22 protein-coding genes are annotated in these 24,630 nt (G+C 51.1%); 20 read left to right on the top strand and 2 right to left on the bottom strand.

Going from position 1 to position 24,630, the window contains the following annotated elements; translation table 11 throughout:
* Position 1: 1 nt before the first annotated feature.
* The 20 genes from ftsZ to pyrE all read left to right on the top strand — a co-directional run bounded on the left by ftsZ (position 2) and on the right by pyrE (position 20,794).
* Positions 2–1,141 carry a cell division protein FtsZ gene (gene ftsZ, locus J4760_RS01100; RefSeq protein WP_145285170.1) on the top strand — a complete coding sequence of 380 codons (1,140 nt, stop codon included), beginning with the start codon at positions 2–4 and terminating at the stop codon, positions 1,139–1,141.
* Between the two features lie 57 nt (positions 1,142–1,198).
* Positions 1,199–1,984, top strand: a complete 786-nt coding sequence (locus J4760_RS01105; protein WP_237604512.1) for a purine nucleoside phosphorylase YfiH/LACC1 family protein — start codon at positions 1,199–1,201, stop codon at positions 1,982–1,984.
* Positions 1,971–2,612 (top strand): YggS family pyridoxal phosphate-dependent enzyme, encoded by a 642-nt coding sequence (locus tag J4760_RS01110; RefSeq protein ID WP_237604513.1) that lies wholly within the window; start codon positions 1,971–1,973, stop codon positions 2,610–2,612. Before J4760_RS01105 ends, J4760_RS01110 begins: the two co-directional genes overlap by 14 nt.
* A gap of 5 nt (positions 2,613–2,617) precedes the next feature.
* Positions 2,618–3,196 carry a cell division protein SepF gene (locus J4760_RS01115; RefSeq protein WP_145285177.1) on the top strand — a complete coding sequence of 193 codons (579 nt, stop codon included), beginning with the start codon at positions 2,618–2,620 and terminating at the stop codon, positions 3,194–3,196.
* Positions 3,197–3,207: 11 nt separating this feature from the next.
* Complete coding sequence (locus J4760_RS01120) at positions 3,208–3,513, top strand: YggT family protein (protein WP_370637520.1); 306 nt, start codon at positions 3,208–3,210, stop codon at positions 3,511–3,513.
* 92 nt (positions 3,514–3,605) lie between these two features.
* Positions 3,606–4,385: a YlmH family RNA-binding protein gene (locus J4760_RS01125; protein ID WP_145285183.1), complete on the top strand. Its 780-nt coding sequence runs from the start codon at positions 3,606–3,608 to the stop codon at positions 4,383–4,385.
* Between the two features lie 21 nt (positions 4,386–4,406).
* Positions 4,407–4,925, top strand: a complete 519-nt coding sequence (locus J4760_RS01130) for a DivIVA domain-containing protein (RefSeq protein ID WP_145285186.1) — start codon at positions 4,407–4,409, stop codon at positions 4,923–4,925.
* A 265-nt stretch (positions 4,926–5,190) separates the two neighbouring features.
* On the top strand, positions 5,191–7,929 hold the full coding sequence (gene ileS / locus J4760_RS01135) for an isoleucine--tRNA ligase (protein ID WP_237604514.1): 2,739 nt from the start codon (positions 5,191–5,193) through the stop codon (positions 7,927–7,929).
* Positions 7,930–7,938: 9 nt separating this feature from the next.
* Positions 7,939–8,418, top strand: coding sequence for a signal peptidase II (gene lspA, locus J4760_RS01140; RefSeq protein WP_255695212.1), 480 nt, complete (start codon positions 7,939–7,941; stop codon positions 8,416–8,418).
* On the top strand, positions 8,411–9,319 hold the full coding sequence (locus tag J4760_RS01145) for an RluA family pseudouridine synthase (protein ID WP_237604515.1): 909 nt from the start codon (positions 8,411–8,413) through the stop codon (positions 9,317–9,319). Before lspA ends, J4760_RS01145 begins: the two co-directional genes overlap by 8 nt.
* A gap of 207 nt (positions 9,320–9,526) precedes the next feature.
* A complete protein-coding gene (gene pyrR / locus J4760_RS01150; protein ID WP_237604516.1) occupies positions 9,527–10,054 on the top strand; it encodes a bifunctional pyr operon transcriptional regulator/uracil phosphoribosyltransferase PyrR in 528 nt (175 codons plus the stop codon).
* Positions 10,055–10,070: 16 nt separating this feature from the next.
* The gene (locus tag J4760_RS01155; RefSeq protein WP_237604517.1) at positions 10,071–11,393 is read left to right on the top strand and encodes a uracil-xanthine permease family protein; all 1,323 of its coding nucleotides are present in this window, start codon (positions 10,071–10,073) and stop codon (positions 11,391–11,393) included.
* Positions 11,386–12,267 carry an aspartate carbamoyltransferase catalytic subunit gene (locus J4760_RS01160; RefSeq protein WP_237604518.1) on the top strand — a complete coding sequence of 294 codons (882 nt, stop codon included), beginning with the start codon at positions 11,386–11,388 and terminating at the stop codon, positions 12,265–12,267. Before J4760_RS01155 ends, J4760_RS01160 begins: the two co-directional genes overlap by 8 nt.
* Positions 12,267–13,541, top strand: coding sequence for a dihydroorotase (locus J4760_RS01165; RefSeq protein WP_237604519.1), 1,275 nt, complete (start codon positions 12,267–12,269; stop codon positions 13,539–13,541). Before J4760_RS01160 ends, J4760_RS01165 begins: the two co-directional genes overlap by 1 nt.
* Positions 13,542–13,543: 2 nt before the next feature.
* Positions 13,544–14,626, top strand: coding sequence for a glutamine-hydrolyzing carbamoyl-phosphate synthase small subunit (gene carA / locus J4760_RS01170; RefSeq protein ID WP_186365484.1), 1,083 nt, complete (start codon positions 13,544–13,546; stop codon positions 14,624–14,626).
* Positions 14,619–17,795: a carbamoyl-phosphate synthase large subunit gene (carB, locus tag J4760_RS01175; protein WP_237604520.1), complete on the top strand. Its 3,177-nt coding sequence runs from the start codon at positions 14,619–14,621 to the stop codon at positions 17,793–17,795. Before carA ends, carB begins: the two co-directional genes overlap by 8 nt.
* An 8-nt stretch (positions 17,796–17,803) precedes the next feature.
* A complete protein-coding gene (locus tag J4760_RS01180; RefSeq protein ID WP_237604521.1) occupies positions 17,804–18,553 on the top strand; it encodes a dihydroorotate dehydrogenase electron transfer subunit in 750 nt (249 codons plus the stop codon).
* Complete coding sequence (locus J4760_RS01185) at positions 18,550–19,470, top strand: dihydroorotate dehydrogenase (RefSeq protein WP_237604522.1); 921 nt, start codon at positions 18,550–18,552, stop codon at positions 19,468–19,470. Before J4760_RS01180 ends, J4760_RS01185 begins: the two co-directional genes overlap by 4 nt.
* Positions 19,471–19,477: 7 nt before the next feature.
* Positions 19,478–20,179: an orotidine-5'-phosphate decarboxylase gene (pyrF, locus tag J4760_RS01190; protein WP_370637537.1), complete on the top strand. Its 702-nt coding sequence runs from the start codon at positions 19,478–19,480 to the stop codon at positions 20,177–20,179.
* Positions 20,180–20,794: an orotate phosphoribosyltransferase gene (pyrE, locus tag J4760_RS01195; protein WP_304621014.1), complete on the top strand. Its 615-nt coding sequence runs from the start codon at positions 20,180–20,182 to the stop codon at positions 20,792–20,794.
* 44 nt (positions 20,795–20,838) lie between these two features.
* On the opposite strand, the gene J4760_RS01200 is transcribed toward pyrE, so the two are convergent.
* Positions 20,839–22,482, bottom strand: coding sequence for a phospho-sugar mutase (locus J4760_RS01200; RefSeq protein ID WP_237604524.1), 1,644 nt, complete (start codon positions 22,480–22,482; stop codon positions 20,839–20,841).
* Positions 22,483–22,505: 23 nt separating this feature from the next.
* The gene (gene pulA, locus J4760_RS01205) at positions 22,506–24,575 is read right to left on the bottom strand and encodes a type I pullulanase (RefSeq protein ID WP_145285225.1); all 2,070 of its coding nucleotides are present in this window, start codon (positions 24,573–24,575) and stop codon (positions 22,506–22,508) included.
* Positions 24,576–24,630 lie beyond the last annotated feature (55 nt).

Raw genomic sequence — 24,630 nt, forward strand, 5'->3', positions numbered from 1 at the left:
AATGTTAGAATTCGAGCAAGGTTTTAACCATATGGCAACATTAAAAGTTGTAGGCGTCGGCGGCGGCGGTAACAACGCAGTCAATCGCATGATCGATGATGGCATGCAGAATGTGGAATTCATTGCCATCAACACAGACGGACAGGCACTGAACCTGTCAAAAGCGGAATCCAAGATCCAGATCGGTGAAAAGCTGACGCGCGGCCTTGGCGCCGGTGCAAATCCTGAAATCGGCAAGAAAGCTGCCGAGGAGTCCAGGGAGCAGATCGAGGATGCCATCCAGGGTGCCGACATGGTATTCGTTACAGCCGGCATGGGCGGCGGTACGGGCACAGGTGCCGCACCAGTCGTTGCCAAGATCGCAAAAGAGATGGGCGCACTGACAGTCGGTGTCGTTACACGTCCATTCTCCTTCGAAGGCAGAAAGCGTCAGACACAGGCCTCTGCTGGTGTCGACGCAATGAAAGCGGCAGTCGATACGCTCATCGTCATTCCGAACGACCGTCTCCTTGATATCGTGGACAAATCCACGCCAATGATGGAAGCATTCAAGGAAGCGGATAACGTTCTCAGACAGGGTGTCCAGGGCATCTCAGACCTGATCGCCGTCAGTGGTGAAGTCAATCTCGACTTTGCCGACGTCAAGACGATCATGTACAATCAGGGGTCCGCTCTTATGGGTATCGGTGTATCAAGCGGCGAGAATCGTGCAATCGAAGCATCCAAAAAGGCGATTTCAAGCCCTCTTCTTGAAACATCCATCGTCGGCGCGCAAGGCGTACTGATGAATATTACAGGCGGTGAATCTCTGTCCCTGTTCGAAGCGCAGGAAGCAGCCGATGTTGTCCAGGATGCAGCTGACGAAGATGTCAATATGATCTTCGGTACTGTCATCAATCCTGAGCTTGAAGACGAGATCATTGTTACCGTCATCGCGACAGGATTCAATGAAAAATCCGTAAACCGTACACCTGAACGGGAAGAGAAACGTGAATCATTCACCTACCCGACTTCCTCCAGGGAAAGCACGCCGGAACGCGAGCCGGAACCAAGGGAAACAAGGGAAGCAAGCAATGATTCACAAGATGATGATTATGAAGTACCTACGTTCCTGCGCAACCGTTCAAGACGCAGACGATAGAAATAAAGTATAAGTCAGAAGGGCACGCCTTTCTGACTTATTTTTTGAGGTGTGGACATGAAGTTTGATAACCATAGGCACTACGTGGGCACACGGGTCGATGATATACTGCTCGGCTATACGAAGCGGATGGATGGATATAGCGACTATCCATCCAAAAGTTTCAACATGGCCCTATACATCGATGATGATGCCAAAAATGTGCATCAGCATCAGAATATGCTGGCTGCCGAAATCGGTTTTACCCCGGACAGGTGGGTGCTGCCGATCCAGAAGCATGGCGGCAATATTAGAGAAGTGACATTGGACGATGCCGGTACGAATGTCCGGGAACTGTCAGATGCTCTTTATGATGTTGATGCTCTATATACATATGACCGAGGACTGCTGCTCACCATGAACTATGCAGATTGTGTACCCGTTCATGTGTGGAGCAGAAAAAATGACTTTACAGCCCTGCTGCATGCCGGTTGGAGAGGGACTTCACATGATATCGTCGGAACCATCGTCAGGGAATATGGGCACAGTCCGGAGGATCTCTCGATCATGATCGGTGTGGCTATCAACGGCACGTGCTATACTGTAGATTCGAGGGTCATCCACGAACTGGAAAAATTGGGGCTGCCGGACGAGGCAGTGGTGGCCCACAAAGCGGGATATGATCTTGATCTGAAAGCCGTCAACCGGCATCAGGCGATGCAGGCTGGCGTGCCTCCCGAGAACATCCATGTTTCAGCACTTGGAACAGAGGACCTGGAACAGTTCTTTTCCTATCGACTTGAAAAGGGGCAGACCGGCCGCGCACTTGCATTCATCGGGAGGTATGAAGATGATCAGAGATAATTATGAGCAGCTGAGTCGGGAGATCGGGGACCAGGCTGTGCTGATTGCGGTTACCAAGTATCATTCGGTAGAGGATGCGCTTACGGCCTATGATGCGGGTATCCGGCATTTCGGTGAAAGCCGTATCGAGGGTTTTCTTGAAAAACGTGAGGCACTGCCCGAGGATGCAGAAGTCCATTTCATCGGTACACTGCAGTCGCGCAAAGTGAAGGACGTCATCGATCATCTCAATTACGTGCATTCACTCGATCGTGCGAGTGTAGCTAAAAAAATTGAACAATACAGCAGTCATACTGTAAAATGCTTTATACAGGTAAATATTTCAGGCGAGACCACCAAGCATGGACTGCCACCGGAAGAAGTGCCCGGTTTTCTTGAAGACATGCGGGCATACAGCAGGGTGAGGATCATCGGACTGATGACAATGGCGCCGCATACTGAAGATGCAGCGGAAATTTCCGAGGTGTTCGAGCAGCTCGGAATATTGAGGGATTCCCTGAGAGAAAGGAATTCCGGAAATATACAGGTGGAGGAACTGAGCATGGGGATGAGTAATGACTACCATATTGCCCTCCGGCACGGCGCCACCTATATCCGTATCGGCAGCAAATTAATGGGGAGCAGGTGAAAACCATGGCCATCAAGAAGTTTTTTAAAGATATATTCATTGTGGAATACGAAGAAGACGACAGAGCGAAAGAAAATAAAGAGCAGAAAGCAATAAGCAGCAACGCGAAAGTGACAAGTCTGGAAGAATCCAAAAAAGGACGGACCCAGAGTTCATCTGCAGAAGCATCACCGTCAAAGCCGGAGGAAAAGGAGACGACGCCTTTGAACTACAGGAAGACGGAACGGAAGAAACCTGTCAGAAAGCGCCAGGACAAAGATAGAAAAGCCATTCAGAAGGAAAAGGAGACCACTTTGATGAGTGCAGAAGCAAGCAATACAAAAGTATGCCTGTTCGAACCGAGAGTATTTTCCGAAACCCAGGATATTGCCGATGAACTGAAGAATGACCGCGCCACGCTGGTCAATCTGTCCAAAGTGGACCAGGGTCCGAAAAAGCGGATCGTCGACTTTCTGAGCGGTACGGTGTATGCAATGGATGGTGACATCCAGAAGGTGGGCGCGGATATTTTCCTGTGCACACCGAATAGTGTCAGCGTCGAAGGCGAAATCAGCGAGGATAAAAGTCAAATCGAAGAAATGTAAGGAGAATGATATTGGACAATCAACTGATCATAGAAGTACTGTACTTTATACAGCGTTTTATAAATACTGTATTTCCAATCTTCACATGGGGGCTGATCATCTATATTTTCAGTTCCTGGGTGCCTGGACTCAGGGAATCGGCATTCGGCCAGATTCTCGGGAAGGTCTATGAACCGATACTTGAACCTTTCAGAAAGCTCATTCCACCGATCGGCGGCATGCTCGACCTGTCTCCGATCATCGCCATCATTGTATTGAGACTTTTTCTGAGTGGTCTGAACGCAATTTTCAACGCCATCATCACCGCGATGTACTGAATACCGAAGAAAGGGGGCGCTCCTGCTGGACAATTGGTCATTGACGATTGCCCGTAAGGGCGCCCTTATTGATCTGCACTGGAGGATGGAGATTGAAAGAGATCTATCAGCATTTTAGAAAAGAAGAGCATGAAAAGATCACCATGTATAATGGCAAGTTTGAAATTGCAGAACGGGACTACTACCCGATCCTGCTCGATTTCCTCGATCCGAGGGAGCAGATGATCGTGACCAGCCTTGCCGGCAGCTACCCGGAGCTCAAGATCGAGTTCTATGGCGGGGCCGGCGACCGTGAGCGCAGACGTGCCATGATTATTCCGGAGATGCTCGAAGTATCCCACGATGAATATGATATTACCGTTTTTGAAATGAAGTATCCTGAAAAGTTTGTAACCCTGACACACCGCAGCATACTCGGTGCCATAATGAATGTCGGTGTGGACCGCTCCCTGATTGGAGATATTGTGGTCGGAGACAGTATACAGTTCGCAGTTGCGGCACCGTACGCGGCCATGTTCCGCGAATCTCTCGACCGGATAAGAAATGCGCCCATCACACTTGAAGAGGTGCCCCATGAGTCTTTCATCGACGCGGTGGATGATGGAAAGCCCGCATCGATCCTCGTCTCCTCGTTCCGGGTGGATGCGATCATCTCCGAAGTAATCAATGAAGGACGTGCGAAATCGAAGGCACGCGTCGAGAAGGGCAAGGTGAAAGTCAATCATTCGATTGTTACGAGCCCTTCATTTATAATGGAAACCGGTGATACAGTATCCATCCGCCACTTCGGACGGTTCAAAGTGACGGCACTGACTGCAGAGACCAGAAAAGGAAAGTACCGGCTCGAGGTTAGAGTCTATCGGGATGGGTAATACACAACTGAGGTGAATTTTATGGATAGAGAAGAAGCTGTCAATCGCAGATTCCCCACGGTGTACCGCGGCCTGGATGAGCAGGAGGTGCGGACTCACCTTAGGGCATTGCAGGCGGAGATTGACCAGAGAGATGAAAAGATCAGACAGCTTGAAGGCATGCTGGATGAGAAGGAAGAGAACCTGAACAGCTTCAGAAATGTGGAGACAAGCATCAATGAAGCCATTCTCACTGCCCAGCGTGCTGGGGACGAAGCGAAGCGCACAGCACAGGCAAGAGCTGAAGAGATTCTGAAGTCGGCTGAAGCGGAGCGTGAGCGGATCGTCAGCGAGAGCCTGGCCCGTGCACGTCACATCGCCAGTCAGACGGAGGATATGAAGCGGCAGTCGAAGATCTTCCGTGCACGGTTCAAGATGCTGGTTGAAGCCCAGCTTGATCTGCTGAAATCGGATGACTGGGACTATCTGCTTGATTTTGAAACCAACCAGGAGCATCGGGTGGACGATCTTGAAGCAGCGGAGCAGGACCAGAACGAATGACGTGTTGACGGATCAGCGGATATTTAGCATAATGATAGTATTGTTAGACATGCAGACGCCATTGGCAGCAGAAGCGACCGGGGGAGGGTGGAAGCCCCGGCAGACGATGACGATCTTGATATCACTAATGATCCATAATTCATATTGGAATCGAGTGGACTCCGGACGGAGTCAATCAGGGTGGTACCGCGGATTTTTTCGCCCCTATTGACACTGTTCCGGAGTTTTTTATGCATTTATCAATTTAAAAGAGGGAGCTAGGAAAATGGACTATAAAGATACTTTGCTCATGCCGAAAACAAAATTCAAAATGCGTGGAGGGCTCGTCAACAAGGAGCCTGAAATGCAGAAGAGATGGCAGGAAGAGAAGCTGTACGAAAAGAAACTGAAGCTGAATGAAGGCAATACGCCTTATGTGCTGCATGACGGACCACCGTATGCCAACGGTGCCCTGCACATGGGTCACGCACTGAACAAGATCATCAAGGATATCATCATCCGCAACAAGCAGATGCGCGGCTACTATGCACCATACGTACCAGGTTGGGATACTCATGGGCTGCCGATCGAACAGGCACTGACCAACAAGGGTGTCGACCGCAAAAGCATGACCATCGAGGAATTCAGAAATAAATGCATCGAATTTGCCAACTCGCAGATCGATCTGCAGCGCGAGGGATTCAAGCGCATGGGCATCGATGGTGAATGGGATAATCCATACCTGACATACAAGCCCGAGTTTGAAGCGGCACAAGTGCGCGTATTGCGCGATATGGTTGAAAAGGGACTGATCTATAAGGGCAAGAAGCCGATCTACTGGTCTCCGGTCAGCGAATCATCCCTTGCGGAAGCGGAACTTGAATACAAGGACAAGCGTTCCCCATCCATCTATGTCGGCTTCGAGGTGGCAGATGGCAAAGGTGTCGTCGATGCCGGTGTCAAAATTGTCATCTGGACGACAACACCGTGGACGATTCCTGCCAATCAGGGGATTGCCGTGCATCCTGAGCTGAACTACGTGCAGTTCAATTATGAAGGCCAGGAATATATTGTGGCCGAAGACCTGCTCGACCACTTCTGTGAAGAAGTCGATTTCGACAAGGACAAGGTGGCGCGCACGAAGGAATTCAAAGGCGAGTCGCTCGAATACATCGCCGCAAAACACCCGCTGTTCGATCGTACGAGCCTCGTCATACTCGGCGACCACGTGACAACAGACGCGGGTACAGGCTGTGTGCATACAGCACCCGGCCATGGTGATGACGACTTCATCGTCGGCCAGAAGTATGGTCTCGAAGTACTCAGCCCTGTGGATGACAAAGGTGTATTTACTGAAGAAGCAGGCAAATACGAAGGGCTCTTCTATGACGAAGCGAACAAGGTCATCTCGGACGATCTGAAAGCATCAGGCGCCCTTGTCAAACTGAACTTCTACACGCACTCCTATCCGCATGACTGGCGTTCAAAGACTCCTGTCATCTTCCGTGCCACACCGCAATGGTTCGCTTCAATCAGAAATGTCCGAGAAGACATCCTTGAAGCCGTCATGGATACGAAATTCCAGGTCGAGTGGAGTCAGAAGCGGATGTACAATATGATCAGGAACCGTGGTGACTGGGTTATCTCCCGTCAGCGTGTATGGGGTGTACCACTGCCATTCTTCTATGCTGAAAATGGCCAGGAGATCGTCGATACGGACGTCATCGAGCATGTCGCGTCACTGTTCGAGAACCATGGTTCAAACATCTGGTTCGAATGGGATGCCAAGGATCTGCTGCCTGAAGGATATACGCATGAAGGGTCTCCGAACGGGGAGTTCACGAAGGAGACGGACATCATGGATGTCTGGTTCGATTCCGGCTCCTCCCACCGTGGTGTGCTGGATACAAGGGACTACCTGACATACCCGGCGGATCTTTATTTTGAAGGTTCCGACCAGTATCGTGGATGGTTCAACTCATCCATCATCACGAGTGTGGCGACAAAGGGTGTCGCACCATACAAGGAGCTTTTGAGCCACGGTTTTGTAATGGACGGGGAAGGCAAGAAGATGTCGAAATCCCTTGGCAATACCATTCTGCCTGAGAAAGTCATGAAGCAGATGGGCGCAGATATCATCCGTCTATGGGTCATGTCCTCGGACTTCGAGGAGGATGTCAGAATCTCCGATGATATTCTGAAGCAGGTATCCGAAGTCTACCGCAAGATCAGAAACACATTCCGCTTCCTGCTCGGCAACGTGGCCGATTTCAATCCGGCTGAAGATGCAGTGGCGTATGAAGACATGAAGGAAGTCGACCAGTTCATGATGCAGCGCTTCAATGAGATCGTCAACATGATGCTTGATGGCTATGACCGCTATGACTATGTCACTATGTACCAGGCACTCCAGAACTTCATCAATGTCGAACTGTCCAACTTCTATCTGGACTACGGCAAGGACATCCTCTACATCGAGAAGCAGGATGCACATATCAGACGCAGCATGCAGACGGTGCTCTACCGCATCCTCACAGATCTGAACCGTCTGATGGCGCCGATCCTCGTGCACACGGCCGAAGAGATCCACGACCATACGCCATTCGTCGAAAAGGAAAGCGTCCATCTCGAGTATATGCCTGAATCGGCGGAAGTGGACACTGCCCTTGTTGAAAAATGGAAGCAGTTCATGGCTGTCCGTGATGATGTACTGAAGGCGCTGGAAGTGGCAAGAAATGAGAAGGTCATCGGTAAATCACTAGAAGCAAAAGTCTATGTGACCGAGCCGGAAGGCATGAGCTACGATGACATCAACGGTGCGCTCACGCAGCTCTTCATCGTTTCGCAGGTGGAAGTTGTGGATTCACTGCCGGATGGCAAAGCGTACGACCATATCAGCGTCAAAGTCGAACATGCAGAAGGTAGACGCTGTGAGCGCTGCTGGAACTATTCAACTGCCGAATCCATCATGAATGGCGATGATGACATCTGTCCAAGATGTCGTGAAGTTGTCGACCAGCTGTAGGAGGCTAGGATGAAATCTTATAGAATTGTGCCCATGGCTGTTCTCGGTCTGTTCATACTGGCGCTCGATCAGTATACAAAGTATCTGGTTGTCCGTTTCATGGAGGAGGGGGAGTCGATTCCGGTATTGGGCGAGTTCCTCTCACTGACTTCCCACCGAAACAGCGGCGCTGCCTGGGGGCTGTTCCAGGGACAGATGATCTTCTTCTACCTTGTGACAGTTCTTGTACTGGGTATACTGGTATATGTGTATATCAAGGAAGCAAAAGATAACTTCCTGCTGCAGACAGCCATCGTGCTTCTGATGGCAGGGGCCTTCGGCAATTTCATCGATCGTGTGCTGTTCCAGGAAGTAGTGGATTTTATTGATGTTCTGATCATCTCCTACGATTTCCCGATTTTCAACGTGGCGGATAGTGCGCTCTCAATCGGTGTCGTGCTGATGCTGATCGAATTCTTCTTCATAGGAAAAGGTGACAAGAATGCATGAAATAATAGTGAATGAAAATGATGGCGGCCAGAGAATCGACCGGCTGCTCGCAGAACAGATCGAAGATGCATCCCGCAGTGATATGCAGGGACGCATCAAGGAAGAACTTGTTAAAGTGAATGGCAATGTAGTGAAAGCCAACTACAAGGTCAAAACAGGAGATATTGTCATCGTCGAGGACCGCGAGCTGGTCGAAGCGGATATCATTCCCGAGAACCTCAATCTCGATATAATATACGAAGATGATGAAGTGGCTGTCGTCAACAAGCCGAAAGGCATGGTCGTGCACCCGGCAGCCGGACACCCGTCCGGAACACTGGTCAATGGACTGATGTACCAGCTCGACAACCTGTCCGGCATCAATGGTGAACTGAGACCGGGCATCGTCCATAGAATCGATATGGACACAAGTGGCCTCCTTATGGTCGCCAAGGATGACGTGACCCACAGACACCTCGTAGAGCAGCTGGTGGAGAAGAGCGTGACCAGAAAATATACCGCCCTTGTCCACGGTACCATCCCGCATGACAAAGGTACCATCGAAGCGCCGATCGGACGCAATCCGAAGGAGCGCCAGGAGATGGCGGTGGTCGATGATGGCAAGGAGGCCGTCACCCACTTCAATGTTCTGGAACGCTACAAGGACTTTACACTCGTCGAGTGCATCCTTGATACCGGCCGGACACACCAGATCCGCGTGCATATGAAGTATATCGGCTATCCACTTGCCGGTGACCCGAAGTATGGTCCGAGGAAGACGATCGAATCGGCAGGCCAGATGCTGCATGCAGGTACCCTCGGATTCGTTCATCCGAAGACGGGAGAGTACCTCGAGTTCACTGTGCCGCTGCCGGATGTATTCGAGGACGTACTGGAAAGTTTGACACTCCTCTCCGATTAGTTCTTGACATTGAAAATGAATAGGAATAGACTGTTAAGGAAAAGTAAATAGCCATTGTCTTTAAACGAAGTCCCGTGAGGCTTCAAAGACATGATATAAACGGGTGCACCTGCCATAGGCGGAATGCATAATTATTAGGATACGTGTATACTCATGTCTTTGGACATGAGTATTTTTTTATACAATTTTTGAAAAGAGGTCATTGATATGGAACGGAGAACCATTCTGGACGAGTCGCAGATCAGCCGGTCGCTGACCCGGATGTCCCACGAAATACTGGAACGGAATAAAGGGTCTGAGGGCATTGTATTCCTCGGCATCAAGACGCGGGGAGAATTCCTCGCCACCCGGCTACAGGAACGGATAGAGAGCATCGACGGTGTCAGAATACCGACAGGCACCATCGATATTACGGCATTCAGGGATGACAGGCAGCCGGAAGGCAGGGGGGCAGAGGAGACCATTTCGGTCGATGTTCCGCTCGATGGCCGGCATGTCATCGTCGTGGATGACGTCCTCTACACCGGAAGGACGATCCGGGCGGCCATGGATGCGATACTGAGCCAGGTCCGGCCGGCTAAAATATCCCTGGCTGTACTGATCGACCGGGGACACAGGGAACTGCCGATACGTGCGGATTACGTCGGCAAGAACATTCCGACAGCACGGGATGAGAAAATTCATGTGAACCTTGCAGAGTACGATGAGACCAACGAAGTGACATTAAGCAGATAATAGGAGGAACGAAGTCATGCAGGACAGAGAATCAACAGAAGAAATCTATAGCAAAAGTGTAGAGCCGGTACTGGATGTACACGAGAAACCAAAACCCGCCCAATGGCTGCTGCTGAGTTCACAGCACCTGTTCGCCATGTTCGGCGCCACTGTACTTGTACCATTTCTGACGGGGCTGCCGATATCAGCCGCCCTGATCGCAAGCGGGATCGGCACGCTGCTCTACCTGCTCATCACAAAAGGGCAGATTCCTGCATATCTGGGTTCGAGTTTTGCATTCATTCTGCCCATTACCATCGCACTTGGAGCCAACAGCCTCGGTGAAGTGCTGACTGCCCTGTTCTTCAGCGGTGTGCTGTACGTCATCATCGGTCTTATCATCCGGCTGTTCGGAATCGACTGGCTGATGAGCCTGCTGCCGCCTGTTGTCGTCGGACCGGTCATCATGGTCATCGGGCTCGGGCTTGCACCGGTTGCTGTCGACATGGCCATGTATACGGATTCCGGCAACCAGGAAGGCTACAGCATGCTCTACATATTCGTTGCAGCCGTGACGCTCATCATCACCATCTGTGCCTCCATTTTCCTAAGAGGTGTGCTGTCGCTCATCCCGATCCTGATCGGCATCGTTGGCGGCTACATCACAGCAGTGATTGTCGGCATCGTCGACTTCACCGCAATCAGGGAGACGGGCTGGTTCGTCCTCCCGGATGTGCATGTGCCTTTCGTATCCTATGATCCGACTGTGAATGTCGGTCTGATGATCGTCATGCTGCCCATCGTCTTTGTAACAGTCAGTGAACATATCGGCCACCAGATGGTCATCAACAAGATCGTCGGCCGCAACTTCTTCAAGAAGCCCGGGCTGCACCGGTCGCTCATCGGTGACGGCGTCTCCACAATGTTCTCGAGCATCATCGGCGGCCCGCCGACGACAACATATGGTGAGAACATCGGGGTGCTGGCCATTACACGGATCTTCAGCGTGTGGGTCATCGGCGGCGCAGGTGTCCTTGCCGTCATACTCGGCTTCATCGGCAAGTTCACAGCAGTTGTGCAGAGCATCCCTTCACCCGTCATGGGCGGTGTCTCCATACTGCTGTTCGGCATCATCGCATCAAGTGGTCTCAGAATGCTGATCGATGAGCAGGTGAACCTCGATTCGAAAAGAAACCTCGTCATCGCATCGGTCATTCTGGTCGTCGGCATCGGCAAGGCCCACCTCGACTTCACCATCGGGGACATCCCGTTCAACCTTGAAGGCATGGCACTCGCAGCCGTTGCAGGTATTGTCCTGAATGCCATTCTTCCAAAGGAGGCGCCTTTACGAGATGAATAATCTGCTATCGATGCACCAGCTTACTGACACGGACATCATGCGCCTGATCGAAAGGGCACTTGAGATGAAGTCAGGCAACTACACACCGGTAAAAGAAGAAAAATATATCGCAAACCTATTCTTCGAACCTTCGACCCGTACAAAGGCAAGCTTCGAAATGGCCGAACGGCGGCTCGGCATCACATCGATTCCGTTCGATGCCGACCACAGTTCGGTCACAAAGGGTGAATCGCTCTATGATACCTGCCGTACAATGCAGGCCATCGGCTGCGACGCGCTCGTCATCCGCCATGGCATCACGGAGTACTACGATGAAATGGAGGATCTCGGCATACCGATCATCAACGGCGGCGACGGCAGCGGTTCACATCCGACCCAGTCGCTGCTCGACCTGATGACCATCTATGAACGCTTCGGCACCTTCAGCGGCCTGAGAGTGGTCATCGCTGGAGACATAACTCACAGCCGGGTGGCCAAAAGCAACCAGCAGGCACTATCAAAACTGGGTGCTGAAGTCAGCTTCTGCGCACCTGAAGCATGGCAGGATGACAGCATGGCAGTGCACTATGTCGACCTGGACGATGCAGTGGAGGAAGCGGACGTCATCATGCTGCTGCGTGTCCAGCATGAGCGGCATGACGATGCAGTCGACTTCACCAAGAAAGGGTATCATATGCAATACGGCATGACACTGGCACGGCACCAGCGTATGAAAGAAAGTGCCATCATCATGCATCCCGCACCGGTCAACCGGGATGTCGAGATTGATGGCCGTCTGATAGAAGGTCCGCGTTCAGTCATTTTTGAACAGATGAAGAATGGTGTTTTCATGCGCATGAGCGTACTACAAGAAATTCTCGGGAGTGAAAATTAATGGGACTGCTTTTGAAAAATGGAATGGTACTGGAGAACAGCAATGAGGTCAGAAAAGATATATTCATCGAAGATGGTGTCATCGCAGAAATTGCAGACAGCATCGAGCGGGAAGGCGAAGAGATGATCGACTGCACAGGCATGCTCATTACGCCCGGGTTCGTGGACGTCCACGTTCATCTGAGAGAGCCGGGCGGCGAACATAAGGAGACGATCGAGACGGGCACGCTCGCTGCAGCCCGCGGCGGATTCACCGCCATCTGCCCGATGCCGAATACACGACCGGTACCGGATAATGTGGAGACACTCGCAAATATCCAGGATCGCATCAAAGAGACGGCGCACGTCAAAGTGCTTCCATATGCTTCAATAACAGAGCGTCAGCTTGGACGCGACCTGGTCGATTTCCGAGGATTGAAGCAGGGGGGCGCATTCGCCTTCACCGATGATGGTGTCGGTGTACAGAGTGCCGACATGATGCTGCAGGCAATGCTTGAAGCGAAGAAGGTGGATATGCCTGTGGTTGCACATACGGAAGAGAACACACTGATTCATGGCGGCGCCATCCATGAAGGCGAAACGAGCCGCAGGCTCAAAATCCCGGGTATTCCATCCGTTGCGGAATCCGTACATATCGCACGCGATATACTGCTCGCAGAAGCGGCCGGATGCCATTATCATGTGTGCCATGTGAGCACCAAGGAAAGTGTGCGTATCATCCGCGACGCAAAGCGTGCCGGTGTGCATGTAACAGCAGAAGTGACACCGCACCACCTTGTACTCGATGAAAATGATATTACAGGTGATGACCCGAACTTCAAGATGAATCCGCCGCTCAGAGGCAGTGATGACCGGGAAGCACTGATTGCGGGGCTGCTTGACGGTACAATCGATCTGATTGCGACAGACCATGCACCGCATGCAGAAGAAGAGAAGGCGGTCGGCATCGAGACGGCACCATTCGGCATCACAGGCAGTGAAAATGCCTTCCAGCTGCTCTATACGAAACTGGTCAAAAACGGTACGTTCACCCTGCAGCAGCTCGTCGACTGGTTGACAGTCAGACCGTCGGAGACATTCAACATGGGCATGGGTGTTCTGGCGGAAGGCAGGGCCGCGGATATCACAGTCATCGATCTCGGCAAAACATACACGCTCGACAAAGAGAAGTTCTATTCAAAGGCACGCAATACACCATTCCACGGCATGGAACTGGAATCGGATATCCACATGACCATCGTTGATGGCAAAGTGGCATATAAGGAGGAAGCATGATGCTGAAAGAAAAAAGATACCTGGTACTGGAAGACGGCACAGTCTACGAAGGCTATCCCTTTGGTGCAAACAAACCATCGGAAGGGGAGCTTGTCTTCAATACAACGATGACCGGCGCGCAGGAAGTGATTACCGATCTGTCCTATACGGATCAGATCATCACGTTCACCTACCCGCTCATCGGCAACACCGGAATGAACACGGAAGATAACGAATCACTGATCGCCCAGGCACGCGGTGTGGTCGTCAGGGAAGCAAGCACAGGCCCTTCCAACTTCCGTACATCTGAAACGCTGGACGAATTTCTGAAGCGCCATGATATCCCTGGAATCAGCGGCATCGATACGAGGAGCATCACCAGAAAACTCAGAAGCGGTGGTGTGATGAAGGCGATCATTACAGATGAGACATACCATGAAGATCTGATCGAACTGCTGCAGAATTCCGAGTTCCGTACAGACCAGGTCAAACGCGTTGCGACAAAAACCCCTTATATCTCAACAGGACCAGGGCCGCGCGTCGTACTGATCGACTACGGCAAGAAGGAGAATATCGTCCGCCACCTGAATGGTTTCGGCTGTGATGTTACGGTTGTCCCTTACGACACGACCGCCGAACAGATCAGACAGATGCGCCCGGACGGTGTCATGCTGTCGAACGGTCCCGGGGATCCGGCCAACATTCCGGACCAGATCCAAACTGTGAAGGAGCTGCTCGGTATACCGCTATTCGGCATATGCATGGGCCACCAGGTATTCGGCATGGCATGTGGTGCAAAGACGTTCAAAATGAAGTTCGGACACCGTGGCAGTAACCATCCCGTAAAAAATCTCGCAACAGGCAAGATTGAAATTTCATCACAGAACCATGGCTATTCCATTGATCCCGATTCTCTGGAAGGCACAGGCCTCGAAGTGACGCACATCGCCCTGAACGACAATACGGTCGAAGGACTGAGACATACGGAATATCCGGCATTTTCAGTGCAGTACCATCCGGAAGCCAGTTCCGGCCCGCACGATCCGGAATATCTTTTCAAGGAATTCATAGATCTGATGAAACAGAAGGAGGGCAACCATGCCTAAACGTAAAGACATCGAAACCATTCTCGTCATAGGAAGCGGTCCGATCATCATCGGCCAGGCAGCAGAGTTCGACTATGCAGGTACACAGGCCTGTGTCGCATTGAGGGAGGAAGGCTACCGTGTCATCCTTGTAAACTCAAATCCGGCAACCATCATGACCGACAAGGAGATTGCGGATGTCGTCTATATCGAGCCGCTCACTCCGGACTTCATCGCAAGGATCATCCGCAAGGAGCAGCCGGATGCGCTGCTGCCGACACTCGGCGGACAGGTTGGTCTCAACATGGCAGTGGAGCTGGATCGTCTTGGCATTCTTGAAGAGAATGGCGTGGAGCTTCTTGGAACGAAACTGTCCTCCATCAAACAGGCAGAGGACCGCGACCTTTTCAGACAGCTGATGAATGAAATGGAAGTTCCGGTTCCAGATTCCGACATCATCACGACGATGAACGAAGCAGTCACTTTCAAAAATCGTGTCGGCTACCCGTTCATCGTACGTCCTGCCTTCACCATGGGAGGTACAGGCGGCGGCATCTGCTACAACGATGAAGACTTGAGGGAGATTGTAGCTAACGGCCTGAAATACTCGCCGGTCAGCCAGTGCCTGGTCGAAAAATCGATTGCCGGTTTCAAGGAAGTCGAATACGAAGTGATGCGTGATTCCAACGACAATGCGATTGTTGTCTGTAATATGGAAAATATCGATCCGGTCGGCATCCATACAGGTGACTCGATAGTTGTTGCACCGACACAGACGCTGACAGACAAGGAGCACCAGATGCTGCGCAATGTCTCGCTCGATGTCATACGCAGACTGGAAATCGAAGGTGGCTGTAATGTCCAGCTGGCACTCGACCCGCACTCCTTCGACTACTACATCATCGAAGTCAACCCGAGGGTGTCACGCTCTTCTGCATTGGCATCAAAAGCGACAGGCTATCCGATTGCCAAGCTTGCTGCGAAGATTGCCATCGGCATGACACTGGATGAAATGATCAATCCGATCACCGGTACAAGCTATGCAGCATTCGAACCGGCACTGGACTATGTCGTATCGAAAATTCCACGCTTCCCATTCGATAAATTCGAAAAAGGGGAACGCAAACTCGGTACGCAGATGAAGGCGACAGGGGAAGTCATGGCCATCGGCCGTACGTATGAAGAGTCCCTTCTGAAAGCCATCCGTTCACTTGAATACGGTGTCCATCACCTCGGTCTTCCGAACGGCGATGCATTCGAACTTGACTACATCAATGAAATGATCCAGAAGCAGAGTGATGAAAGACTGTTCTACATTGGAGAAGCATTGAGGCGCGGTGTGTCCATGGAGACCATCCATGAATGGACGAAAATCGACATGTTCTTCCTGAGGAAGTTCCAGCACATCATCGATATCGAGCATGAACTGAAGGAGAATCCGAAGTCCATGGACCATCTGAAATGGGCCAAGACATACGGCTTCAGTGACAGAGTGATCGGCCATCGATGGAACATGAGTGAAGAAGAAGTATTTGAACTGCGTAAATCTCAAGGTCTGATGCCGGTCTACAAAATGGTGGATACATGTGCGGCAGAGTTCGAGTCTGAGACACCATATTTCTATGGAACGTACGAGCAGGAAAATGAATCCATCGTCAGTGATCGCGAGAAGATCATCGTTCTCGGCAGTGGTCCGATCCGTATCGGCCAGGGCGTGGAGTTCGACTATGCCACTGTCCACGCAGTATGGGCCATCCAGGAAGCGGGCTATGAAGCCATCATCATCAACAACAATCCCGAAACGGTTTCGACGGACTTCTCGATTTCCGATAAGCTTTATTTTGAACCCCTTACACATGAAGACGTCATGAACATCATCGAACTGGAGCAGCCGAAAGGTGTCGTCGTCCAGTTCGGCGGACAGACGGCCATCAACCTGGCAGATCGTCTGGAACGGAGCGGCGTAAAGATTCTTGGAACATCTCTCGATGATCTGGACCGTGCCGAAGACAGAAAACGCTTCGAGGCACTGCTCCGTGAAATCGATGTGCCACAGCCGCTCGGCAAAACGGCGACGAATGAGCAGGAGGCGCTCGATAATGCAACATATATCGGCTATCCGGTACTTGTACGCCCAAGCTATGTTCTTGGTGGCCGTGCCATGGAGATCGTCTATAATGAAGATGAACTCAAAAACTACATGAGGGACGCAGTGAAGGCATCACCGGAACATCCGGTACTGATCGACCGCTACCTGACAGGCAAGGAGATTGAAGTGGATGCCATCAGCGATGGTGAGAATGTCATCATTCCGGGCATCATGGAGCATATCGAACGTGCCGGTGTACACTCCGGAGACTCCATTGCAGTATATCCGCCGGTGACACTGACCAACAACGAGATTGCGACACTCAAGGACTATACGGAGAAGCTGGCACTTGGCCTCAATACAATCGGACTGATCAACATCCAGTTCGTCCTGTCCGATGGCGAAGTCTACGTACTTGAAGTCAATCCGCGTGCGAGCCGCACCGTGCCTTTCATGAGCAAGATCACGGAAATACCGATGGCCAACCTTGCGATGAAGGCGATTCTCGGTGCCGACCTGAGAGACATGGACCATCCGCTCGGACTCGCGCCATTCAAGAAGGGCTACCATGTCAAAGCACCGGTATTCAGCTTCAGCAAGCTGAAGAACGTGGATATCACACTTGGACCTGAAATGAAATCAACAGGTGAGGTCATGGGCAAGGACTTGAGCCTCCATAAGGCACTCTATAAAGGACTGGTGGCAAGCGGTCTTGAGGTGAAGGATCACGGCACAGTACTCATGACGGTTGCCGATAAGGATAAGGAAGAGGCTGTAAAGCTTGCCCACCGTCTCTCCCAGTGCGGATACCGCATCATGGCGACAAAAGGAACAGCCAAGGTACTCGGAGAGCATAGGATTCCATATATTACTGTGGACAAGGTCAGCGAAGGCGAAAACAGTCTGCTGAAAAATATCCAGAATGGCAGTGTGCAGATTGTCATAAATACGATGACGAAAGGAAAACAGGTGGAGCGCGACGGTTTCAGAATCAGAAGGGAATCGGTCGAGAACGGCATTCCATGCCTGACATCCTTGGACACGGCGCGCACGCTTGTGGAAGTCATTGAAAGCATGACGTTCAATATGGAAAAGATGTAGGTGAAGAAATGAAAAATCTGATGACAGTGGTAGATCAGAAATGCATTGCGGACAAGATTCATGAGATGGTGCTTGAAGGGGATATTACAAGCACCATGGAGACACCCGGACAGTTCGTCCATGTCCGCATCAATGATACGACAGAGCATGTGCTGAGACGTCCGATTTCGATTGCCGATATCGATCATGAACATTCACGGTTCACCATCATATACCGTGCCGAAGGCGAGGGGACAAGGAAGCTTTCGAAGCTTCGGGCAGGGGATGCTGTAGATGTCCTCACTCCCCTTGGCAACGGCTATCCACTCGAGCAGAATGACCATGTACTGATCATCGGTGGCGGCATCGGCGTGCCTCCGCTGTATGAGCTGTCAAAGCAGCTGAACCGGATGGGAGTCAGAACGACACACGTCCTCGGTTTCAACTCGAAGAAGGATGTCTTCTATGAAGACAAGTTCAGAGCACTCGGTGAAACGCATGTCGCAACAGCAGATGGCTCCTATGGTACGGAAGGGTTCGTCACGGACGTGATCCGCACGCTCGATCAGCAGTTCGACTGCTTCTATGCCTGTGGTCCTAAAGTCATGCTCAAAGTATTGAGTGAAACCATGGATATGGACGGCTACATTTCGCTTGAAGAACGCATGGGCTGCGGCTTTGGTGTATGCTACGCCTGCGTATGCGAAACGGCGGAAGGCGACTGGATCAAGCTGTGTACAGAAGGTCCTGTTTTCAGGAAGGGAGAGATTGTACTATGAACAGCAGTGCATTGAACATCACTCTTCCGGGACTTGATCTTAAAAATCCGATCATGCCCGCTTCCGGATGCTTCAGCTTCGGGGAGGAGTTCTCAAAGCTCTATGACTTGTCTGATCTCGGTGCCATCATGATCAAAGCGGCGACACATGAGGCAAGAACCGGCAACCGGACACCGCGTGTCGCGGAGACTTCAAGCGGCATGCTGAATGCCATCGGACTGCAGAATCCAGGTGTCGACCACATTTTGGAACATGAGCTCAAGTTTCTCGAACAGTTCGATGTGCCGATCATCGCCAACGTTGCCGGCAGCGAAGTCGACGACTATGTCATTGTAGCCGACAAAATATCCAAGGCTCCCAATGTTAAAGCCATCGAACTCAACATCTCCTGCCCGAACGTCAAGGAGGGCGGCATCCAGTTCGGTACCGACCCGGAGACCGCCAGACGTCTGACGTCCCGTGTCAAGGAAGTGTCTGATGTACCGGTATATGTAAAACTTTCACCCAATGTGACAAGTATTGTGGACATGGCGAGAAGCGTCGGTGATATAGCCGATGGACTGACAATGATCAATACGCTGGTCGGCATGCGGCTCGATGACCGTGGACGCCCGATCCTCTCGAATATCACCGGAGGTCTCAGCGGCCCTGCAATAAAACCGGTGAGCCTGAACATGATCTACCAGGTGCGCCAGCATCTGCCCCATATTCCGATCATCGGCATGGGCGGCATCTCGAACGTCGATGATATTCTCGACTATATTTCTGTCGGTGCGGACGCAGTGGCAGTCGGAACGATGAATTTCACAGATCCGATGATCTGTCCGACGCTCATACAGTCACTCGATGAACGGGTGGCGGAAATGAGTCTTGATCATCTTCATGATCTTAAAGGCCGCGCATATAAAACACTCTGAGGAGGATATTATGAACAGACCGATAATTGCACTCGATTTCAGTACCATGACAGAAGTGGAAGAATTCCTTGGAAAGTTTGATGAAGCCCTTTTCGTGAAAGTCGGCATGGAGCTCTATCTTCAGAATGGACCTGCGGTCATCAGGGAGATCAGAGCGATGGGGCATGACATCTTCCTCGATCTTAAGCTGCATGATATCCCGAATACTGTCGGCAAGGCGATGGCCGGACTCGGGGCGCTTGATGTGCAGATGACGAATGTCCATGCGCAGGGCGGCGTCTCCATGATGAAACGTGCTGCGGAATCCTTCAAGGATCATAACCCGGATGGCGTACTGATTGCCGTGACGCAGCTGACGTCGACGAGTGAGGAAATGATGCAGCAGGAACAGAAATCCATACTCACTCTTGATGAAAGTGTTATTCATTATGCGCAGCTTGCCAAAAAATCGGGTCTTGATGGCGTCGTCTCATCCCCACTCGAGTCTCAATTGATACATGAACATTGTGGCGATGATTTCCTTACTGTAACACCGGGCATCCGTCTGAATGAAGATTCGAAGGATGACCAGGTGAGGGTGGTTACACCTGCTAGGGCAAACGCCCTTGGCAGCGACCATATTGTTGTTGGTCGATCCATTACAAAAGCCAGTGATCCGGCCGCCCAGTACAGAAGAGTAAAAGAAGAATGGGAAAGCGGGGAAGAATAGTTGAAACAACGTGTAGCGGAAATACTCTTGAACATCAATGCGGTGGAACTGAGCCCGGACGCACCATTTACATGGGCAAGCGGCATCCAGTCCCCGATCTACTGCGACAACCGGAAAATCATCGGTGATGTCGAGGCGAGGAATGAAATTGCCGATGCATTCGCCGAGCAGATCAGAGCACAGGCACCGGACGTGGAGGTGATTGCAGGAACATCCACTGCAGGCATTCCCCATGCAGCCTACATCAGCGAAAAACTCGGACTGCCGATGTGCTATGTACGCGGCAGCAAAAAGAAGCATGGCAAGGGCAACCAGATAGAAGGTGCCGCTGTAGCGGGCAGGAAGATCGTCCTCATTGAGGATCTCATTTCAACCGGCGGCTCCTGTCTTGAAGCGGCAGAAGCACTGAAGGAAAGTGGGGCCGACCTGCTGACTGTCATCGCCATCTTTACATACGGCATCCCGTCAGCGGCACAGGCATTCGAAAGGGCGGATCTCACATTCCATGCACTGAGTGATCTGGATACTCTGATAGACGTCAGCATCAGCCGCGGTGTGATTACGGAAGCACAAAAGGACACGGTTCTCCGATTCAGGGAAGATTTGTTCAAATAAAAAAAGATCGGAATGGATACATATCCATTCCGATCTTTTTTGTTCTAGCCTTCAAATATCATTTCATTGATCGATTTTGCTTCGGCTTCGATGTCCTCGCTGTCGAGCGATACATACAGTTTGATCTTCGGTTCTGTACCGGAAGGGCGGAGGGCAATCCATCCATCTTCGAAGTGGATCTTGATGACATTTGCCTCGGGCAGATCGATGGATTCCGTATTGCCATCACTATATGATCTTTCCTGCGTCTTAAAGTCCTCGGTCATGATGACCTTGCGGCCTTCTATTTCGTCCGGCGTGTCATTGCGGAATCCGGTCATGATGTCTTCGATCTTCTCCTTGCCGCTTGCCCCTTCGAATGTGTGGCTGTACAGAACTTCCATCCGGCGTCCATACTTTTCGTAGATGGCCTCGAGGGCATCCACCAGCGTTTTCCCATCATTCTTCAGTTCGCTTGCCATTGATATGATGTATGGGACAATCTGGATGGCATCCTTGTCGCGGACGAATGGTTCGAGCAGGTAGCCATAGCTTTCTTCGTAACCGAGAATGAACTGATGCTCCTGATCATCTTCAAGGTTCTTGATCTGCTCACCGATATATTTGAAACCGGTCAGCACCTCGATCATTTGTGCGCCTCTGTCTTCGGCAATCTTGCGCCCGAGATCACTCGTTACGATGGATTTGATGACGACGGGTGTACTGCCTTCATGCTTCTTCAGACGATGATCCAGCAGCAGTACGCCGAGCTGGTTGCCGTTCAGATGGATGTATTCCCCTTCATGCAGCACCTGCAGACCGATCCTGTCAGCGTCCGGGTCTGTTGCAATCAGTACATCCGCGCCGATGTCGGTACCAAGTTTCCTTGATTCCTCGAATGCCTCGACACTTTCCGGGTTCGGCGACTTGATGGAAGGGAAGTCGCCATCCGGCTTACACTGGTCTTCGACAAGGGTGCAGCTGCTGAAACCGAGGGTATCGAGCATCTCGGGAACAATCGGTACACTTGTACCATGCAGGCTGGAGAAGACGACTTTCAGATCGGAACTTGGTATTTCAGGAATGAATGCCGTAATGCGCTTCCTGTAGCTCTCTTCCATTTCAGCCTCGATGTATTGGGCTTTGCCGGAATCAAGCGCCTCATCGAATGGTGTGCTGTCGATATTGAATATATCTTCGATTGCGTTGATCTTCTCACTCAATTCGGCAGCTGGGGCATCGATCAGCTGTGCACCGTCCGGACCATACACTTTAATACCGTTATATTCCGGCGGGTTATGGCTTGCTGTAATCATGACGCCGAAGTCTGCACCGTGCTCCCTGACATGGAAGGAGAGTTCAGGTGTCGAGATGTATCGTTCCGACAGGCGGACAGACACATCGTTATTGACGAGAACGCTTGTCATCGTCTCTGCAAATTCAGGAGAGAAGTGCCGTGTATCATATCCGATGACAACAAGCGGCTCCTCTTTTCCCTCGAGTGCATGCGCAAGGCCAAGTGCGACCTTTTCCACATTGTAGCGGTTGAGCCGGTTCGGCCCAAGACCGATCTTCCCTCTGATTCCTGCTGTACCGAATGACAGCGTACCTCGGTAGGCATCCTCCTTCTCCTCTTCGGATAATGCATCATAGGCTTCTGCTGTAATGAAACTGCCTTCGATGTTATCTTCCCACTGTTTCCTATCCATTGATGATCACACTCCTGATATTCTTATTGTTTGCTGTCTGATGCTTTTCTCAATATTGCCACTTCATAGCCCTTGATGTAGAAACTGCGATTATATACACCCTTATCATAATTCCTCTGGTTTGATAACTCAATCTCATAACTGTCCGATGCATCAAAATCGAGTTCCATGGATTTCTCGGTCGGATTGATGATGATCATGAACTCGCTGCCCTCGTATGAGATGCGTACACCAAAGCCGTTCGGCAGATTGCTGAAAGTCATGAATGACAGTGCTCTGCCAATACTTTCCCTGTCTTTCAGCCTGAAAACATCCTCCTTCTTCCTGAAGCGGATCAGCGATTTGACGAATTCGATATTATCCTGGTACTTTGCGCGCCTATTCCAGTCCATACGGTTGAGCAGATCGCTCAGGTTGTACGTATTGCCATGACCGTACTTTGTCCGGAAGAACTCCTGCCCCGCGTGGAGGAATGGTGTGCCGAAAGAAAGCAGTACGAGTGCTGTCGCAATCTGATGCTGGCTCTCCAGTATATACTGACGTTTTCCGGAAGAGTACCTCAGACGGTCGTACAGCGTATGGTTGTCGTGAACCTCGACATAGTTGATGCTCATCTGGGCAGTGAAAGGGCGCTGGTAGCCCATATACAGATCCCTGATTGTATCAATTCCCTGGCCGTCACCATTCACATACCCTTTTTCACTGAGTTCAAAATTACTTCCTTTGAGTGCATCCCTGTAGTGGTCATTGAAGAAATGAACCGATGGGACGCGGTAGCTGTGTTCCGGGAGCGTCTTCTTATTGTATTCGAGTGCGGTAGGGAGGTCCCATCCTTCACCAAGAAGAAATATATCACGGTCCTGCTTTTCCACAATGGCTTCGATTCCCTGCATCGTTTCGATATCGAGCGCGCCCATCAGGTCGAAACGGTAGCCGTCGATGCGGTAGTGGTCGAGCCAGAAGGCGGTGGTATCTGTAATGAACCGGCGTGCCATCAGCTTCTCGGTGGCGAAATCGTTGCCCACGCCGGTGCCGTTCGACAGCGACAGGTCGGCATTATGCCTGAAGTAGTATCCAGGCACCAGCTTCTCGAAACTGGATTCCTCTATCTGATAGACGTGGTTGAAGACGACATCCAGTATGACCTTCATTCCATTTTCGTGCAGTGTCCGCACCAGTGTCTGCAGCTCGATGATCCGGCTGATGGGATCGCTCGGATCTGTCGCGTAGCTGCCTTCCGGTACCATGAAGAAGTGGGGGTCGTACCCCCAGTTGTATTTCGTTTCGCGGTTGAGTTCATCTACAGTGGCAAAGTCGTTCACCGGCATCAGCTCGACATGCGTCACCCCGAGTTCCTTCATATAGGTGAGCCCGCTTGTCAGCCGGTGCTTGGTGGTGGTCGACTGGGTCATGCCGAGGTAGAGTCCGCGCCACTCTTTTCTTACGCCACTGTTCGGATGGGATGTGACGTCCCTGACATGTGTTTCATAGATGATGGCGGAATCATTCGGAATATCCGGGACAGGATGGTTGCCAAACCCGGGCATCAGGCGCTCGAAGTCAACGACCATGGCTTCCTTGGCATTGGCGGATACCGCTTTGATATAGGGGTCGATGATGTTATGCGTCACATGATTATGACTGGCTTCATAGTGATAGTATCTACCATGACAGTCCTTGTTGATGGTCTTTTCGAAATAGCCATCGATCTTTTCCATCTGGTGAGGCTCCCCATCCAGAATCAGACGGCATTCGATGACTGTTGGTGCAAACACTCTGAAGATTGTACGAGACCGTTCGTAGCTTGCACCCATCTGCTGTTCCGTTGCATAATCCAGATCGAATTCGATGGACATAGGGTAGCGCCCCATCATGAGAGGGTACATTCTGCTATCATATTGGATGCAAGTGAAATAGTCGAGACTGACAGGCCGGGTGAGCCACACCGTCAGATAGCCTTCATATTTTTCAATGGTGCTGATCGGCAGCGCATCATCATTCTGGATGACTGATAGATCTTTTTTCTGTATATGCTGTGCATCATTGCTCAGTATCGTGATCTGATATGGTGCATCTAGGTATGCATCAATCATAAATAGCCTCCGTTTGCTTGAAGTAAATGTTACTTACATATAAAATGAATTCAAG

Origin of the sequence: Salinicoccus sp. ID82-1 (assembly GCF_021991715.1) — a bacterium.
Classification (GTDB): domain Bacteria; phylum Bacillota; class Bacilli; order Staphylococcales; family Salinicoccaceae; genus Salinicoccus; species Salinicoccus cyprini.

Bases quoted from the DNA above. Each gene is read 5' to 3' on its own strand.
- ftsZ (WP_145285170.1), top strand. From the start codon at position 2: ATGTTAGAATTCGAGCAAGGTTTTAACCATATGGCAACATTAAAAGTT.
- J4760_RS01105 (WP_237604512.1), top strand. From the start codon at position 1,199: ATGAAGTTTGATAACCATAGGCACTACGTGGGCACACGGGTCGATGAT.
- J4760_RS01110 (WP_237604513.1), top strand. From the start codon at position 1,971: ATGATCAGAGATAATTATGAGCAGCTGAGTCGGGAGATCGGGGACCAG.
- J4760_RS01115 (WP_145285177.1), top strand. From the start codon at position 2,618: ATGGCCATCAAGAAGTTTTTTAAAGATATATTCATTGTGGAATACGAA.
- J4760_RS01130 (WP_145285186.1), top strand. From the start codon at position 4,407: ATGGATAGAGAAGAAGCTGTCAATCGCAGATTCCCCACGGTGTACCGC.
- ileS (WP_237604514.1), top strand. From the start codon at position 5,191: ATGGACTATAAAGATACTTTGCTCATGCCGAAAACAAAATTCAAAATG.
- lspA (WP_255695212.1), top strand. From the start codon at position 7,939: ATGAAATCTTATAGAATTGTGCCCATGGCTGTTCTCGGTCTGTTCATA.
- J4760_RS01145 (WP_237604515.1), top strand. From the start codon at position 8,411: ATGCATGAAATAATAGTGAATGAAAATGATGGCGGCCAGAGAATCGAC.
- pyrR (WP_237604516.1), top strand. From the start codon at position 9,527: ATGGAACGGAGAACCATTCTGGACGAGTCGCAGATCAGCCGGTCGCTG.
- J4760_RS01155 (WP_237604517.1), top strand. From the start codon at position 10,071: ATGCAGGACAGAGAATCAACAGAAGAAATCTATAGCAAAAGTGTAGAG.
- J4760_RS01160 (WP_237604518.1), top strand. From the start codon at position 11,386: ATGAATAATCTGCTATCGATGCACCAGCTTACTGACACGGACATCATG.
- J4760_RS01165 (WP_237604519.1), top strand. From the start codon at position 12,267: ATGGGACTGCTTTTGAAAAATGGAATGGTACTGGAGAACAGCAATGAG.
- carB (WP_237604520.1), top strand. From the start codon at position 14,619: ATGCCTAAACGTAAAGACATCGAAACCATTCTCGTCATAGGAAGCGGT.
- J4760_RS01180 (WP_237604521.1), top strand. From the start codon at position 17,804: ATGAAAAATCTGATGACAGTGGTAGATCAGAAATGCATTGCGGACAAG.
- J4760_RS01185 (WP_237604522.1), top strand. From the start codon at position 18,550: ATGAACAGCAGTGCATTGAACATCACTCTTCCGGGACTTGATCTTAAA.
- J4760_RS01200 (WP_237604524.1), bottom strand. From the start codon at position 22,482: ATGGATAGGAAACAGTGGGAAGATAACATCGAAGGCAGTTTCATTACA.
- pulA (WP_145285225.1), bottom strand. From the start codon at position 24,575: ATGATTGATGCATACCTAGATGCACCATATCAGATCACGATACTGAGC.